At 73.4% G+C, this 15,065-nt stretch carries 15 protein-coding genes; 8 read left to right on the top strand and 7 right to left on the bottom strand.

Annotated features, from left to right (window positions below):
* Window positions 1-4: 4 nt before the first annotated feature.
* The 3 genes from NAG42_RS35980 to NAG42_RS35970 all read left to right on the top strand — a co-directional run bounded on the left by NAG42_RS35980 (window position 5) and on the right by NAG42_RS35970 (window position 2,263).
* Window positions 5-166, top strand: a complete 162-nt coding sequence (locus NAG42_RS35980; RefSeq protein ID WP_250036574.1) for a hypothetical protein — start codon at window positions 5-7, stop codon at window positions 164-166.
* Between the two features lie 95 nt (window positions 167-261).
* Window positions 262-1,287 carry a YeiH family protein gene (locus tag NAG42_RS35975; RefSeq protein ID WP_250036572.1) on the top strand — a complete coding sequence of 342 codons (1,026 nt, stop codon included), beginning with the start codon at window positions 262-264 and terminating at the stop codon, window positions 1,285-1,287.
* A 55-nt stretch (window positions 1,288-1,342) separates the two neighbouring features.
* Window positions 1,343-2,263: a LysR family transcriptional regulator gene (locus NAG42_RS35970; RefSeq protein WP_250036570.1), complete on the top strand. Its 921-nt coding sequence runs from the start codon at window positions 1,343-1,345 to the stop codon at window positions 2,261-2,263.
* Here NAG42_RS35970 and NAG42_RS35965 read toward each other — a convergent pair.
* Entirely contained in the window at window positions 2,253-4,046 is a 1,794-nt protein-coding gene (locus NAG42_RS35965; RefSeq protein WP_250036569.1) for a sensor histidine kinase, read from the bottom strand. The genes NAG42_RS35970 and NAG42_RS35965 overlap by 11 nt on opposite strands.
* On the bottom strand, window positions 4,043-4,708 hold the full coding sequence (locus NAG42_RS35960) for a response regulator transcription factor (protein WP_250036568.1): 666 nt from the start codon (window positions 4,706-4,708) through the stop codon (window positions 4,043-4,045). Before NAG42_RS35960 ends, NAG42_RS35965 begins: the two co-directional genes overlap by 4 nt.
* 156 nt (window positions 4,709-4,864) lie before the next feature.
* On the opposite strand from NAG42_RS35960, the gene NAG42_RS35955 reads away from it, so the two are divergent.
* Complete coding sequence (locus tag NAG42_RS35955; protein WP_250036755.1) at window positions 4,865-5,590, top strand: hypothetical protein; 726 nt, start codon at window positions 4,865-4,867, stop codon at window positions 5,588-5,590.
* A gap of 12 nt (window positions 5,591-5,602) precedes the next feature.
* Here NAG42_RS35955 and NAG42_RS35950 read toward each other — a convergent pair whose 3' ends face one another.
* Window positions 5,603-6,121, bottom strand: a complete 519-nt coding sequence (locus NAG42_RS35950) for a peptidase M23 (RefSeq protein ID WP_250036566.1) — start codon at window positions 6,119-6,121, stop codon at window positions 5,603-5,605.
* Between the two features lie 288 nt (window positions 6,122-6,409).
* Window positions 6,410-6,982: a class I SAM-dependent methyltransferase gene (locus tag NAG42_RS35945; RefSeq protein WP_284046401.1), complete on the bottom strand. Its 573-nt coding sequence runs from the start codon at window positions 6,980-6,982 to the stop codon at window positions 6,410-6,412.
* Between the two features lie 116 nt (window positions 6,983-7,098).
* On the opposite strand from NAG42_RS35945, the gene NAG42_RS44605 reads away from it, so the two are divergent.
* Window positions 7,099-7,233, top strand: coding sequence for a hypothetical protein (locus tag NAG42_RS44605; protein WP_284046350.1), 135 nt, complete (start codon window positions 7,099-7,101; stop codon window positions 7,231-7,233).
* Between the two features lie 39 nt (window positions 7,234-7,272).
* Here NAG42_RS44605 and NAG42_RS35940 read toward each other — a convergent pair whose 3' ends face one another.
* The gene (locus NAG42_RS35940) at window positions 7,273-8,475 is read right to left on the bottom strand and encodes an epoxide hydrolase family protein (RefSeq protein ID WP_250036563.1); all 1,203 of its coding nucleotides are present in this window, start codon (window positions 8,473-8,475) and stop codon (window positions 7,273-7,275) included.
* Between the two features lie 294 nt (window positions 8,476-8,769).
* Here NAG42_RS35940 and NAG42_RS35935 point away from each other — a divergent pair, with 294 nt between their 5' ends.
* The gene (locus NAG42_RS35935) at window positions 8,770-10,116 is read left to right on the top strand and encodes a ricin-type beta-trefoil lectin domain protein (protein WP_250036561.1); all 1,347 of its coding nucleotides are present in this window, start codon (window positions 8,770-8,772) and stop codon (window positions 10,114-10,116) included.
* Window positions 10,117-10,156: 40 nt separating this feature from the next.
* Here NAG42_RS35935 and NAG42_RS35930 read toward each other — a convergent pair whose 3' ends face one another.
* Entirely contained in the window at window positions 10,157-10,822 is a 666-nt protein-coding gene (locus NAG42_RS35930; RefSeq protein WP_250036560.1) for a nitroreductase, read from the bottom strand.
* 128 nt (window positions 10,823-10,950) lie between these two features.
* Here NAG42_RS35930 and NAG42_RS35925 point away from each other — a divergent pair, with 128 nt between their 5' ends.
* Together NAG42_RS35925 and NAG42_RS35920 are read left to right on the top strand one after the other, a co-directional pair.
* The gene (locus NAG42_RS35925; protein WP_250036558.1) at window positions 10,951-12,450 is read left to right on the top strand and encodes an FAD-dependent monooxygenase; all 1,500 of its coding nucleotides are present in this window, start codon (window positions 10,951-10,953) and stop codon (window positions 12,448-12,450) included.
* Between the two features lie 35 nt (window positions 12,451-12,485).
* A complete protein-coding gene (locus NAG42_RS35920) occupies window positions 12,486-13,841 on the top strand; it encodes an FAD-binding oxidoreductase (protein WP_250036556.1) in 1,356 nt (451 codons plus the stop codon).
* 216 nt (window positions 13,842-14,057) lie between these two features.
* Here the strand turns inward: NAG42_RS35920 and NAG42_RS35915 are convergent, their stop codons facing one another.
* Entirely contained in the window at window positions 14,058-14,948 is an 891-nt protein-coding gene (locus tag NAG42_RS35915; protein ID WP_250036555.1) for a hypothetical protein, read from the bottom strand.
* Window positions 14,949-15,065 lie beyond the last annotated feature (117 nt).

The following is a 15,065-nucleotide window of genomic DNA, read 5'->3' as shown; positions in this document are numbered from 1 at the left end:
TTCGATGATGTCGATCCGGGCCGGGGCGGCCGTCGATTCCTTACCGTCCAAGGTCACGCCGATGCCCCGCTTCCTGCGCGCCCTGTCCGGTGACGCCAAGCCCACCAGCCGCGGGTCGGCGAACGCGCGGGCGATGTGGACATGCTCGGGCGCCCACTGCCGCTGACCGTCCCCGCCCGATCGCGGTCATAGGCAACGTCTATGACCGTGATCCGGGAATGACCGCTACCGGGGGACCGCGTGCGGGCGGAGCGTGGAGTGGTGATCGTTGATGCTCAGGTCCTGCCGCGGCGCCGGATGCCGGTTAAGGCCGCCGGACTCGGGGTGGCCGTCCTCCTCGGGCTGGTGGCTACGGCGGCCGGGGCGCAGGTCCCGGTGATCGGGGCGCCGGTGCTCGCCGTGGTCGGTGGAGTGCTGCTCAGTCCGCTGGTGCGCCCGCGGGCGGTGGCGCTGGAACCGGGGCTGGGCGTGGCCAAGGGCGTCCTGCTGCAACTGTCGGTGGTGCTGCTCGGCGCGCAGTTGTCGCTCGGGCAGGTGTTGTCGGCCGGCGCGGAGTCGCTGCCGGTCATGGTGGGCACGCTCGGCGTCTGCCTGCTCCTCGCCTGGCTGGTGGGGCGCCGGCTCGGCGTTTCCCGAGACCTTCGTACGCTGATCGGGGTCGGCACCGGCATCTGCGGTGCCTCGGCCATCGCGGCCACGACACCGGCCATCCGGGCCAAGAGCGACGACGTGGCGTACGCGATCTCGACGATCTTCCTGTTCAACGTGGCCGCGGTCCTGGTCTTCCCCCCGCTGGGGCACGCACTCGGGCTGAGCCAGCAGGCGTTCGGTCTGTTCGCGGGTACGGCTGTCAACGACACGAGCTCGGTGGTGGCCGCCGCCGGCGCCTACGGCCAGGAAGCCGCGCAGTACGCCGTCGTCGTCAAGCTCGCGCGCACCCTCATGATCATCCCGGTCGTCCTCTTCCTGACCGCGCTGACCCGGCGCCGCGAGGGTCGACCGGCCGAGGCCAAGCCCCGCGCCGCGCTCTCCCTCGTGCCCTGGTTCCTGGTCGCCTTCCTCGCCGTCGCCGCGGCGCACACCGCCGGTCTGATCCCGGCCGCCGCTCAGTCCGGACTGCACCAGGTGGCCATGGTGCTGATCGCGGTCGCCCTGGCCGCTGTCGGGCTCAGCACCGATGTGGCAGCCCTGCGCCGGGCCGGTGGGCGCCCGCTGCTGCTCGGTCTGGTCCTGTGGGTCGCCGTCACCGTGACCAGCCTCGGCCTGCAGTACCTGACGACGCGATGACCCGATCGGCCGACCGCCGGGAAAGGCACCGGCGCCTGTGACAGACTCCCGGACGATGCCACTGCCGCCCTGGATGACCGACCTGACCGCGCTCGACCTGCTGTTGTCGGTGGCCGAGACCGGCAGCGTCGGCCGCGCCGCCCAGGTGCACGGCATCACCCAGCCCAGCGCCAGCGCCCGCCTGGCCAAGCTGGAGCGCCGGCTGGGCGTACCGCTGCTGGTGCGCTCGCGGCGCGGGAGCCTGCTCACCCCGGCTGGGGAGGCGGTCGTCGCCTGGTCGCACGGCGTGGTCGATGCCGCGCAGACGCTGGCCGACGGCGTCCTGACGCTGCGCGCCGACCGGCAGGCACGGCTGCGCATCTCGGCCAGCCTCACGGTGGCGGAGTACCTGTTGCCGGCCTGGCTGCTGAGCCTGCGCCGCACACATCCCGGCCTGGACATCGCGGCCGGGGTGGCGAACAGTCACGACGTCATCGAGGCGGTCCGGTCGGGCGCGGTCGACCTGGGTTTCGTCGAGTCGCCCGACGTCCCCGCCGAGCTGGGCTCGCGCGTCGTCGGCGAGGACCGGCTGGCCCTGGTCGTGGCGGCCGGCTATCCGCTGGCCGCGCACGCCTGGCGCGGGCTACGGCCGACCGACCTCGCCGATCAGCCGCTGTTGCTGCGGGAGCCCGGTTCCGGTACGCGGGACACGTTCCTGCGTGCGCTCGAGCACGCCCTCGGCTTCGCGCCGTCGCTGCCGCACGCGATCAGCCTCGGCTCGACGACCACGATCCTGGCCACGGTCCGGGCCGGCGGCGGCGTCGGGGTGATCAGCGCCCGCGCGGCCGCGGCCGCCGTCGACGCGGGGGAACTGGTCGAGCTGCGGGTCGACAACCTTCCGCTGACCCGGCCTCTGCAGGCCCTGTGGCTGGGCCGCGCACCGACGCCCCTGGCCACCGAGCTGCTCACGATCGTCGGGACCCCGCTCACCCCGTGATCTGCGCGGCCGGCAGGTCGAGGCGGAAGGTCGCCCCGGCCCCGGCCCCGGCCCCGGCCCCGGGCCCGGCTCCAGCGGCCCCGGCCCCAGCCCCAGCCCCAGCCCCGGCCCCAGCCCCGGCTCCAGCGGCCCGAGCCCCAGCCCCGGCCCCGGCCCCAGCGGCCCGAGCCCCAGCCCCGGCCGCGGCCCCAGCCCCAGCCCCGGCCCCGGCCCCAGCCCCGGCTCCAGCGGCCCGAGCCCCGGCCCCAGCCGCAGCCCCGGCTCCAGCGGCCCCAGCCCCAGCGGCCCCAGCTTCGGCCCCGGCCCCAGCTTCGGCCCCGGCCCCAGCCGCGGCAGAGGCCGGATCACTGCCGTGATCTTGGGCGAGACAGGTGAGATCGCCGCCGTGGGCCTGGGCGAGCCCGCGGGCAATCGGCAGACCCAGGCCTGCGCCGCCGGTGTGGCGCGAGCGGGAGACGTCGCCCCGGCCGAACCGCTCGAAGATCAGGGCTCGCTCGTCCGGGGGCACGCCCGGCCCGGTGTCGGAGACCTCGAGGAGCACCCGCGACCCGCGGCGGCGGACACGCACCGAGATCACTCCACCCGGTGGGGTGGCGTGGCGGGCGTTGTCCAGCAGGTTGCTGATGATCTGGCCGAGCCGCACCGGGTCGCCGTTGACGTGCGAGCCCGCCTCGTCGCCGCCCTCGACAGTTGGGCCGGCCTCATCGGCGGCCCCGAAGGCCCGCCCGGCCTCATCGGCGGCCCCGAAAGCCGGGCCGGCCTCATCGGCGGTCCCGAAAGCCGGGCCGGACTCGCCGGCGACCACGAAGGTCAGGCCGGCCGACAGTGACCGGGCCCGCTCCACCTCCGCCCCGGCCAGGGCGAGCAGGTCGACCCGCTCGGCCACCAGCGGCATGCCCTGGCCGAGCCGGGCCATCGTGAGCAGGTCGTCGACCAGCCGGGCGGCCCGGTGCGACTCGCGGACCATCGCCACCGCGATCCGCTCCCGCTGCTCCCGGCCGGGGTTCTCGCGCAGCATCAGCTCGGCGTTGGCCCGCAGACCGGCCAGCGGGGTGCGCAGCTCGTGGGACGCGTCGCTGAGGAACGAGCGCATCCGGACCTCGGCCGCCTCGAGCTCGTCGAGCATGGCGTCGAAGGCCGCGGCCGTACGGCCCAGCTCGGTCCCGGACCGGGGTACGTCGAGTCGCTGCCCCCGGTCGCCGGCCGCGATCTGCCGGGCCACCGCGGTCATGTCCTCCAGCGGCCGCAGCGCCGCCCGCGAGATCCGGGCCGTCGCGAATCCGGCCAGCAGGAGAGCGAGGACGCCCCCGATCACCTCGAGCACGATCAGCCGGTGCAGCGCCTCGGTGATCTGCGTGGTGTCCAGGCTCAGGGTCAGCGTCTGGTTGCCGGGCAGCGACGAGCGCACGAAGATCACGCTGCCCGCGGTCTCCACCGGGACGGCCGGTGCCGCAGCCGTTTCGGGTCGCGGGCGTTCGCCGCGCGGGCGGCCGGCGCCGGGCGGCGGCGGGTCGGAGGCGGCCGTGGCGCAGGTCGAGCCGTCCGCCCCGCACAGCCGGACGACCACGCCGTCCCCTCGCAGCCGGTCGGCCAGACGCTGCCGGCTCAACGTGCCCTGCAGCTGCTGGGCGAGAGCCACCCGGTCGGTGAGCCGGGTGCGGGCATCGGCGTGCAGGCGGGCCGACAACGCCACGTCGACCGCGGTGAACAGCCCGGCCAGGATCACCGAGAGCAGGGCGAGCACGCCGAGGGTGACCCGGCCCCGCAGCGAGGCCGGCCTCATGGGCGCACCACGTACCCGAGACCACGGGCGGTGTGGATCAGGCGCGGCCCGTGCTCTTCGAGCTTGCGGCGCAGCGCACTGACGTGCACCTCGACCAGGTTGGGGTCGTACTCGTCGTATCCCCAGACCTGGGTCAGCAGCTGGGTCTTGGACAGGATCCGGCCGCGGTGCCCGGTCAGATAGGCCAGCAACCGGAACTCGGTGCCGGTCAGGTCGAGCGTCCGGCCGGCCCGGGCGGCGATCTGCGCCCCCTCGTCGACCACCAGGTCGGCGACCTGCACGGTGGACGGCACCCGGCCCAGCCGGCGCAGGACGGCCGCGACCCGGGCCAGCACCTCGACGGTGGCGAACGGCTTGACCACATAGTCGTCGGCGCCGGTCTCGAAGCCGGTGATCCGGTCGGCCACCGAGTCGCGGGCGGTCAGCATCAGCACGGCACAGTCGCTGCGGCCGCCCAGCGCGCGGGCCAGCTCGAAGCCGTCCCGGCCGCCGGGCAGGTGCACATCGAGGAGGGCCAGGTCGGGGCGGAACGAGTCGACCACGTCCTCGAAACCGACGCCGTCGGCACACGCGCGGACCTCGTGACCGGCGGCCCGCAGCGCCGCCGTGAGCGGCTCGCGGATCGCCTCCTCGTCCTCCACCACCAGCACCCGGGCGACCATCGGGTCAGTCTGGCCCGGCCGCCTATGGCTGGGCCGTCACGAAACTGAAGACCGGCTGAAGAAGGCGCCCGCTTCAGGTCGTCTTCAGGACCGGGGACCAGGGTGGTCACCAGGCGCCGCGGCCACGGCGGCGCCCCGATGAAGGAGACGCTGACGTTGAAACTGCCTCTGCCCGACTCCGCAACCAACGCCGGCCGGCTGAGCCGGGTCGCGATCGCCGTCGTCGCCGGCGGCGGGCTCGCCCTCGGCGTCGCCGGGCTGGCCCAGGCCGACCCGTCACCCGCCCCGTCGACTTCTTCGGCGGCGGCCCCGTCGACTTCCTCGTCGGCCGAGGGCCCCGCCGGTAAACGTCAGCACCAGCCGCATCTGAGCGGCACGGTCAAGTCGATCGACGGCGGCCGCATCATGATCGTCGACCGGGACGGCTTCACCCGCCAGATCAACGTCGCCACCGTGCCGTCGGAGGTCAAGGTGGGCGTCCGGGTGCACGCCGAGGGCACGGTGAACGCCGACGGTGTCTCGCTGGACGCGACCACGGTCGCTCTGGCCCCCGATCGGCCCGAGGGCCGGCGCGGCCCCGGCGGTCGTGGCGGTCCGGGCAAGCACGGCCGCCCGGGCGCGCCGCCCGCACCGTCGGAAAGTGGTGCGCCGGCGCCATCGGAAAGCGATACGCCGCCCGCGCCGTCGGAAAGCGATACGCCGCCCGCGCCGTCGGAAAGTGGTGCGCCGCCCGCGCCGTCGGAGAGCGGTGCGCCGCCCGCGCCTTCGGAGAGCGGTGCGCCGCCCGCGCCTTCGGAAAGTGGTGCGCCCGCGCCGTCGGAAAGTGGTGCGCCGCCCGCGCCTTCGGAGAGCGGTGTGCCGGCACCGTCCGCGACCTCCTGAGGGAGCGGACGCTCAGACCTCGGTCGTGCAGGTGGCGGGCTCGCTCAGCATGTCGACGAGGCCGGTGGCGGCCGGGACCCGCTTGGCGTAGGCCTCCGGATAGGCCGACACCTGCACGGCCTGGGCCGCTTCGGTGAACCGCATCTTCTGCCAGCCGTCGACGCGGAGCAGTTTGTCGTAGAACTTGTGGGTCTGATAGGCCGGATCGGACAGTTGCGCGGGCGTGCCCCAGCCCTGGGTCGGGCGCTGCTGGAACAGGCCGATGGAGTCGCGGTCGCCGCCCTTGAGGTTGCGCAGGCTGGACTCCTGCAGGGCGGTGGCCACCGCGATCACCCGCGCCGCGTCCGGCACCTGGCGCTCCCGGCCGATCGTGACGATGATGCGCGCGTTGGCGACCTGCTCGTCACTCCACGTTTTCTTGGCCGGTGCGGCGGTGGCCGCGGTGGGTGTGCAGTCCGCCTCGGCGTGCAGCAACGGGCTGATGACAAAGCCGGCCACCACGGCGACGGCGATCACGAACAAGGCGCGCAAGGGGAGAGGTACCTTCCGGGGGGTGCGGGGTCCGGGGAAGGGTACAAGGTCCACATAGGCGAAGTCAGGGTCCGGCTGGCAGGTGCGACCGGCCGGCCGGCCAGATCTAACCGGTCGGCGGTGGCGGAGCTGTGCGGCGCGGGCGGAGCTGAGGCGCGGGCAGGGTTGAGGCGCGGGCAGGGTTGAGGCGCGGGCAGGGTTGAGGCGCGGGCAGGGCTGAGGCGCGGGCAGGGCTGAGGCGCGGGCAGGGCTGCGCGGCGCGGGTAGGGGTGTGCAGCGCGGGCCGAGCTATGCGGCGCGGGCGGCGATGGCTGCGTACATGCGGTCGGGCCGTTCTGGAAACTGCTGTCGCGTGCGCTGGAGCTCGGTGAGGCCCGCCCCGGCCAGGCGGGCCGAGAACTCGCTCACCGGCCAGCGGTACGCCGTGATGACTTTGTGGTCGAACGCGGTCACCCCGTCGTCGCTGTCGAAGAAGCCGATCACCAGCCGTCCGGCCGGGGCCAGCATCCGGCGGAACTCGGCGAGCACCCGGTCCAGTTCGGCCGGCGGCAGGTGGATGGTCGAATACCAGGACAGGATGCCGGCCACCGCATGGTCGGGGACGTCGAGCTCGGTCATCGAGCCGAGCCGGAACCGTGAGGCCGGAAAGTTGGCCCGGGCATGGCCGATGAACTCGGGGACCAGGTCGACGCCGGTGACGTCGGCGCCCAGCGCTTGCAGATAGGCAGTCCAGTGACCGGGCCCGCACCCGAGATCGAGCACCGGGCCGTCGAGGCCGGCCAGATGGTCGCGGACGAGCGCGGTGTCGTCCTCGTGGGCCTCCCAGTCACCGCCGAACAGGGCGATGTACTGCTCGGACATGGTCGAATACGCGTCGCGCACCGGCTGCCAGCTCACCACGACACCTTAGAGGGCTCAGGTGGGTTGAGTACCCCGGCTCAGGCGGCGCCCGGCCGCCCGTCCCTAGGTTGATGCCCATGACTTCACCCACCGAGCTCGAGCGCCTCGTCCGGCCGTCCGATCTGCGCCACCGCCGCCCTCTTCGCCGTCGCCGGGGGTGGTTCGGCACCCTCGCCGACACGGTGGTCGCCGCTTTCCACGCCCGCGGGTGATCCGTCGACATCGACCGCGAGCGCATCCGGACGTACGGGTCAGCGCAGCGGACGGAAGGCCGCTCGCAGTTCCGCCGCGAACAGCTCCGGCTCCTCCCAGGCGGCGAAGTGGCCGCCCCGCACGGCCTCGCCGAAGTAGCTCAGGGTCGGGTAGGACTGCTCGGCCCAGCTCCGTGGGGTCCGCCAGATCTCGCCCGGGAACGAGCTGAACGCGACCGGGACGCGGGGATCCGGCTGCGGCGCGGAGCCGGCCGCGGGCGCGTCCGGTCCGTAGGCCTCCCAGTACGACCGGGCCGCGGAGGCGCCGGTCCCGGTCAGCCAGTAGGCCATGATGTTGTCGAGGATGTGGTCGCGGGTCAGATTGCCCGACGGGCGGTCGTCGACGAACGCGCTGACGATCTTGTAGTAGGCGTCGGTGTCGTGGTCGATCATCCAGGCGGCGAGCGCGGCCGGCGAGTCGAGCAGGGCGTACCCGACGGTCTGCGGGCGGGTGGCCATCTCCACGAAGTAGCCGTTCCCGCTGGCCTGGAACGTCCTGATGGCGGCCAGCGCCGCCTGTTCCTCGTCGGTGGCGTGCGGCAGGGACGCCGGGTCGTTGAGCGCCGTCACGAGCAGGTTCATGTGGACGCCGGCCAGCCCGTCGGGGCCGAGCCGCCCCATCGCGTCGGTGACACCGGCCCCGACGTCGCCGCCCTGGGCCACGTACCGGTCGTAACCGAGCCGCCGCATGAGCTCCGACCAGGCCCGGGCGGTACGGACCAGGTCCCACCCGATCTCGGCCGGCTCACCCGAGAAGCCGTACCCGGGCAGTGACGGAAGCACGAGGTGGAAGGCGTCCGTGGCGGCGCCGCCGTGCGCGGTGGGGTCGGTGAGCGGGCCGACGGAGTCGAGCATCTCGATGACCGAGCCCGGCCAGCCGTGCGTCATGATCAGCGGAAGGGCGTCCGGGTGCTCGGACCGGACGTGCACGAAGTGGATCTCGACGCCGTCGATCTCGGTGGTGAACTGGGGCAGCGCGTTGAGCCGGGAGGCGACCCGCTGCCCGTCGTAGTCGGTGGCCCAGTATTCGCGCAGCGCCCGCATCGTGGCCAGCTGCACCCCCTGGGACCGGTCGCCGGCGAGCTCCTGGCTCGGCAGGCGGGTCTCCACCAGGCGGCGCCGCAGATCGTCGAGGGCGCCGTCGCGGATCCGCACGGTGAACGGCCGTACGGCGTTGCCGGTCTGTTGCTCGATTGTCGTCATGTCGGACTCGCCTCTCTCACAGATCCCGGCGCACGGCCGGCGGACCCGCCTTCCCGGACATTCGCCAGCCTGGTCCCGCCCGGTGCGGTTCGCGCCCGTGCAAAACCCTGGTCCGGTGTGTCGCCGGCGTGCACGGGGGCGGACAGGCGGTAAGTATTTTCTTCCTCTTAGGGCAATGAGGAAAATAATTCGCCCTTATTCATTGACGAGTGTTAACAGATGCGGTGATGCTGTGAGCACTCCTCGGCCCCCTGAGCTGCCAGGAGTCCCCTTTCCCCCGAAGGAGTGCTCTCGATGACACACGTCCTGATACGTCGCGCGGCGCACGCCGTCACCGCGGTGGTGGCCGCCGCCGGCCTGACCTCGATCGGCATCGCCGCGGCGCAGCCGTCACTCGCCGCCGTGGGTTGCGGCGTGCTTTTCGACGACTTCTCGTACAGCTCGCCGTCCGACCCGGCCCTCGGCCAGCGGGGCTGGCACGTGCGCACCAACGCGGGCGGTCCGGGCGTGCCCGGCGCGAGCTGGTCGGCCGGCAACATCTCATTCCCCACTGTGGATGGTCAGAAGGTGGCGCGCCTGCAGGCCTCCACGAACGGCACGGCCGCCGGCACGTCGCACGCGGAGATGTCCCTGTCCGACCGGCGGTTCTTCGAGGGCACCTACTTCGCCCGGATCAAGTTCGCCGACACCCCGGCCTCCGGGCCCGACGGCGACATCGTCAACCAGACCTTCTACACGATCTCGCCGCTGCGCTACGCGTTCGACCCGATCTACAGCGAGCTCGACTTCTCCGAGTACCTGCCCAACGGCGGCTGGGGCGAGAGCGGGCCGACCAACTTCCAGACCACCTGGTACACCTACCAGGCCGATCCGTGGGTGCAGGATCGGCAGTACAGCAAGCAGAATCGCAGCGTCGCCGGCTGGCGTGACGTCATGGCGACCGTGGCCAACGGCGAGGTCCGGTATTACATCGACGGTCAGCTCGTCGGCACCCACGGCGGGAAGTTCTATCCCCGGCAGAACATGTCGATCGACTTCAACCAGTGGTTCATCGACCTGACCGGTCACACCGCCGGGGGCACCAGCGTCTGGCACGAGAACATCGACTACGTCTTCCACGCCAAGAAGCAGGTGCTGACCCCGGCCGAGGCGACCGCGCGGGTCACCTCGCTGCGGGCGGCCGGCACCACCCACACCGACAACGTGACCGCCGACAACGGCTGCACACCCGGTACGCCGGACAACCCCCCGGCGGGCAGTACGACCCGGATCGTCAGCAACTGGAACAACAAGTGCGTCGACGTGCCGGGCGGGAACTTCGCCGACCGGCAGCGCGTGCAGGTGTGGGACTGCACCGACGGCACAAGCCAGAAGTGGCAGTTCGTCAACGGCACCGTGCGCACCGAGAACAACAAGTGCCTGGACGTCGCCGACGCCGCCACCAACGACGGCGCCGCCATCCAGATCTACACCTGCAACGGGACCGCCGCGCAGCAGTTCGTCCTGAGCGCCGCCGGTGACCTGGTCAACCCGCAGGCCAACAAGTGCGTCGACATCGCGGAGTGGAAGCCCGACAACGGCGCCCTGCTGCACCTGTGGACCTGTGTCGGCGGCGCCAACCAGAAGTGGCGCCGCGGCTGATCCGCAGCGGTTGACCCGAGGAGCCTCTGGGCTTCTCGGGTCACTGGCCGACGAAGGTCACGGTCTCGGTCAGAGGCGCGCGCCCGATGCGCGGCTGTGGAGCGCCATCCCGCTCGAAGCCCACCGAGACGCCACAGAACAGCAGGAGCCCGTCACCCGCCCCGACCGCCTGGCTGACAGTTCGCCGATACATCGTCCACATCACCTGCGGGCAGCTGTGCAGGCCTTCGGCCCGGAGCAGGAGCATGACCGTCTGCAGGTACATCCCCGCGTCGCCCCACTGCCCCGGTCCCATCGCCCGGTCGAGATAGCAGAACAGGACGACCGGCGCCCCGAACGCGTCCGAGTTCAAGGCGGCGATCTTCCTCGGCCGGGCCGGGTCGTCCCGCTCGATCCCCAGTGCCCGATAGCGCTGGGTGGCCGCGGAGTAGAAGCGTTCCTGGTACGGCGAGGTCAGGTCATCCGGGTACATCGGGTATTCGCGCTCGTCTCCCGGGTCGCCGGCCAGCGCCCGGGCCGTGGCGTGCCGCTTGAGCTCAGCCAGGGGAGCGCCGGTCACGACATACAGGTGCCACGGCTGCAGGTTCCCGCTCGACGGAGCCCGGGCCGCCGCGACCAGCACTCGTCTCAGGGTGTCCGCGGGCACCGGCTCGTCGCTGAACGCGCGCACGGCCCGGCGACTGGCCACCGCCTCATAGACATCCATGTTCTCGTCCTCTCCCGGGGCGCCCGATCGCAGTCTGCGCTCTTCGGCTCGGACGATGCTGAGGGGCTCACAGCGCCGGCTCAGCAAGGGGTTGGGCATGCTGGTGGTGCCGTACTGGAAGGGGCGCCGTGGACAACGATGAGACCGCCGTCGTGGTGGCCGGGATGGGGCCGGTCGGCGCGATGCTGGCCGCTCTGCTCGGCACCCGGGGGGTGCCCACGGTCGTCGTCGAGCCGCAGGATCGGCCGTATCCGAAGCCGCGGGCCGCGGTGCTCGACATCGAGGCGATCCGCGTCCTGACGGCGCTGCCCGGGATGCCGCCGCTCGAGCACTGGGCGACGCCGCTGGCGCGGAACGGGGTGGTCGACCAGCACCACCGGCCCCTGCTCATGATCGAGCAGACCGCACGACCGTACGGGCTGCCGCAGATCGTTCGGCTCGACCAGCCCGCCCTGGAAGCGGCGCTGCGGCGGGTCGCCCTCGATACCGGCTGTGTGCGGATCCTGGGCGGGCGCAGCGTGCGCGAGGTCGAGCAGCACGGCGAGCGCCTGACCGCGGTGCTCGATGACGGCCGGCGCCTGACCGCGCGATGGCTCGTGGGGTGTGACGGGACGGGGAGCACGGTTCGCGCGGCGGCCGGCATCGGGTTCCCGGGCGAGACATTCGTGCAGCCGTGGCTCGTCGTCGACGCCACGGTGCGCCCGGGTGCCGGTGCCGCTCCGGGAGTGGGCGGGGGCACGGACGGGGGCGCGAGCATCGCCTTCGTGCTCGACCCGGAGCGCCCGATGGTGGCCATGTCCCAGCGTGACCGGTGGCGGTGGGAGTGGATGCTCGGGCCGGGCGAGGATCCGCAGGCCGTGGTCGCCACCGATGCCGTACGGTCGTTGATCGCCCCGTGGGTGCGGCCGGCCGACGTGGACATCGAGCGGGCCACCGTCTTCACCTTCTACGCCCGCCAGGCCGAGCGGTGGCGAGCCGGGCGGGTTCTGCTGGCCGGCGACGCGGCCCACGCCATGCCGCCGTTCGCCGGACTCGGTCTGGGCATGGGGATGCGGGACGCGGTCGCGCTGGCCTGGCGGCTGTCCGATGTGGTCGCCGGCGGTGATCCGGCGCTGATCGACGGCTACGAGCGGGAGCGCCGGCCCGATGTCGAGGCCACCACCACGCTGGCGCTGCGCATCGGGCGGCTGGTGCAGACCCGCAGCCGTACGAGGATGAGGCTGAGCCGGGGCGTGCTGCGGGCCGTGGCGTCGCTGCCCGGACTCGGGTCGCGCCTCGGCGGCAAGCCGCTGCCCGCGCGCCGGCTGCCCCGGGCGGTCGCCGGGGCGCTTCCCGATGCCGGCCGGGTTCTGCCCAACCCGCGGGTCAGCGTCGGCGGAGGGCCGCCGGTGCGGCTGGACGAGGTCATCGGATACCGGTGGGCCTACCTCGGCCACGGGTGCGATCCCCGCACGGTGGTCACCGGGATCCCGGACGACGCGGTGGTGCTCGCGCTCGACCTCGCCGACCCGCCGCCGGGTTGCCGGCCCCTGCGCGATCTGGACGGCCTGCTGACCGGGCGGCCGGGCAGTGTCACGGTGGCCCGCCCCGACCGCTTTCTCCACGGGACCCGGCTGTCGTGTTCGTGACGGCACTATCGGTGACGGGGGGCTAGGGTCCGGCCATGAGGGAGTCCGAGGCCGTACGGGCATTGCGCGCGACGCTGGGGGACCGGCTGATCACTGCCGAGCAGGACGGGTTCGACGCCGCCCGCCGGGTGTGGAACGCCGACGTGATGACGCATCCCGCCCTGATCGCCCGGTGCGTGGACGCCGCCGAGGTGAGCACGGTGGTCCGGATCGCCCGCGACGCCGGACTGCCGCTGTCGGTGCGCTCCGGCGGGCACGACTGGGCCGGCCGGGCCCTGCGCGACGGCGGGCTGGTCATCGACCTCACCGGCATGCGGGCGGTCACCGTCGACGCGGGGGCTCGCACGGCCACCGTCCAGGGTGGAGCACTCTCGGCCGATCTGACAGCCACCGCGGCGCCACACGGGCTGGTCGCGGCGACCGGCGTGGTCGGCGGTGTCGGCCTGGCCGGGCTGGCCACCGGGGGCGGATACGGCCCGTTGATCGGCCGGTTCGGGCTGGCCGCGGACAACCTGCTCGGCGCCGAGGTGGTGCTGGCCGACGGCCGCCCGGTGCTCGCCGGGCCGGACGCCGACGCCGACCTGTGGTGGGCGCTGCGGGGCGGCGGTGGCAACTTCGGCGTGGTGACCAGCTTGCGGTTCCGCCTGCACGCGCTGCCCTCGATCCTGGCCGGCATCCTCATGTTCCCGGCCGCCGAGGGCCCGGCCGTGCTCACCGGCTACGCCGACATCGTGGCCACCAGCCCCGACGAGCTGACCGTGATGACCGGGTTCCTGCCCGGACCCGACGGCCCGCTGGCCTTCCTCTGCCCGTTCTGGTGCGGCGACGACGAGGCTGCGGGCGAGCGCCTGATCGCGCGGATGCGCGGGCTGGGCCACCCGATCGTCGACCGGGTCCAACCCATGCCGTACGCGGCGGCCGTGCGCATGTTCGACGCCGCCACCGTCGAGGGCAACCACTACCTGCTGCGCAGCCGCTGGCTGGCCGCGGTGTCGCCGCTCGCGGCCGAGGCGCTGACCGACGCCGCCCACCGGGTCACCTCACCCTTCTCGGCATTGGTGGTCAACCACTTCCACGGTGCGGCGGCGAAGGCCGATCCGGCCGGGTCCGCGTTCGCCCATCGCGTGCCGCACCACCCGATCGAGATCATCGCGGCCTGGTCCCCGGGCGAGCCGGTCGACCGGCACCGGGCCTGGGCCGACTCGGTCGCCGAAGCCCTCGACCCGGTGGCCCTGCCCGGCGGCTATCCCAACCTGCTCGGCCCGGACGACGACCGGCGGGCCCGCGACTCGTTCGGCGCCAATCTGAGCCGCCTGCTCGACCTCAAGCGACGGTACGACCCCGACGGCGTCTTCTCGGCGATCCCGGCACTGGTAAATCGCACGGCGTAGGCCGGAAGCCGGCCACGCTGTTGAGCCGGCCACGCTGTTGAGCCGGCCACGCTGGTGAGCCGGCCACGCTGTTGAGCCGGCCACGCTGGTGAGCCGGCCACGCTGTTGAGCCGGCCACGCTGTTGAGCCGGCCACGCTGTTGAGCCGGCCACGCTGTTGAGCCGGCCACGCTGGTGAGCCGGCCCCGTGTCGAGCCGGCCCGCGGCCGGCCGACGGTCATCCGGCGCTTCGCGAGAGCAACTCGGAGCTGTCCCGGCAGTCGATCACCGCTTGGCGCACCGCCGCGATGCGGGCCAGGGCCTCGTCCTCCGGCACCGTGCGCAGCCCCTCCCACAGCTTGACGGCCAGCTGGTTGAGCGCCGCGCCCTCCCCGGTCACCCCGGGAACGACACCGACGTCCGAGACCGGCCGCCGGTCGAGCAGATAGGCCGCGGCCGCCCGTTCGACCGAGGCGTGCCGGTTGTCGCAGGAGCCGCCGGCGGTGACGCCCAGCGAGCCGACGATCAGGGGCACCACCGAGCCGGGATGGGCCAGGCCGCCGTGCCGGTCGACGGTGACGGGCAGCAGGACGACGTCGGTCACCGGCGCCGCCGGCCTCCGCCAGGCACCGGATTGCCGGATCTCCTCGTGCACTTCGGCCGGTGTGCCCGGGAGCCGGTTGAGGGCGGCGAGACCGGTCCGGGCGAGCGGCGTCAGATCGTCGAGCACCCCGGCGTTGACCCGGCTGACGCAGACGACCGGCGCATCGGCGGTGCAGACCAGGTGGGCGGCCGCCGGATCGATCGGCGCTTCCAGGGCCGCCGGGTCCCGGGGGGCCAGGGTGACCGCCAGGCCCAGGCCGATCAGGGCCGGCCCGATCGCCGCGACCCGCAGCCATCGGCTCTCGGCGGCGAGCAGCACCGCCCCGGTGATCGCCAGCGCGACCATCCAGACGCAGAACGCGGCGCTCACCCGGTGGTCGATCGTCTGATAGGGGTAGGACTGCAGACTGCCGTACATCGGGGAGAGCACCGCACCGGGCGACAACGGCTTGACGATCGCGGCATAGATGACGAACAGGGCACCGCCGACGGCGAGCAGCGGGGCGGTCGCCGGGGCGGGCAGCACCCGGCCGAGGCCGAGCCGAGCCAGGCGGCCGAAACCATCGACAACGCTCCCGCGGCGGTGACGACGAGGACGTCGGCCGGGAGGTAGTGCGGCCGGGACAGGAGCGCGACGCCGCCG

It is taken from the genome of Paractinoplanes maris (assembly GCF_023544465.1).
Classification (GTDB): Bacteria; Actinomycetota; Actinomycetes; order Mycobacteriales; family Micromonosporaceae; genus Actinoplanes; species Actinoplanes maris.
This window is presented reverse-complemented; position numbering and strand designations above follow the sequence as displayed.

Bases quoted from the DNA above. Each gene is read 5' to 3' on its own strand.
- NAG42_RS35980 (WP_250036574.1), top strand. From the start codon at position 5: ATGATGTCGATCCGGGCCGGGGCGGCCGTCGATTCCTTACCGTCCAAG.
- NAG42_RS35970 (WP_250036570.1), top strand. From the start codon at position 1,343: ATGCCACTGCCGCCCTGGATGACCGACCTGACCGCGCTCGACCTGCTG.
- NAG42_RS35965 (WP_250036569.1), bottom strand. From the start codon at position 4,046: ATGAGGCCGGCCTCGCTGCGGGGCCGGGTCACCCTCGGCGTGCTCGCC.
- NAG42_RS35960 (WP_250036568.1), bottom strand. From the start codon at position 4,708: ATGGTCGCCCGGGTGCTGGTGGTGGAGGACGAGGAGGCGATCCGCGAG.
- NAG42_RS35945 (WP_284046401.1), bottom strand. From the start codon at position 6,982: ATGTCCGAGCAGTACATCGCCCTGTTCGGCGGTGACTGGGAGGCCCAC.
- NAG42_RS44605 (WP_284046350.1), top strand. From the start codon at position 7,099: ATGACTTCACCCACCGAGCTCGAGCGCCTCGTCCGGCCGTCCGATCTG.
- NAG42_RS35940 (WP_250036563.1), bottom strand. From the start codon at position 8,475: ATGACGACAATCGAGCAACAGACCGGCAACGCCGTACGGCCGTTCACC.
- NAG42_RS35935 (WP_250036561.1), top strand. From the start codon at position 8,770: ATGACACACGTCCTGATACGTCGCGCGGCGCACGCCGTCACCGCGGTG.
- NAG42_RS35930 (WP_250036560.1), bottom strand. From the start codon at position 10,822: ATGGATGTCTATGAGGCGGTGGCCAGTCGCCGGGCCGTGCGCGCGTTC.
- NAG42_RS35920 (WP_250036556.1), top strand. From the start codon at position 12,486: ATGAGGGAGTCCGAGGCCGTACGGGCATTGCGCGCGACGCTGGGGGAC.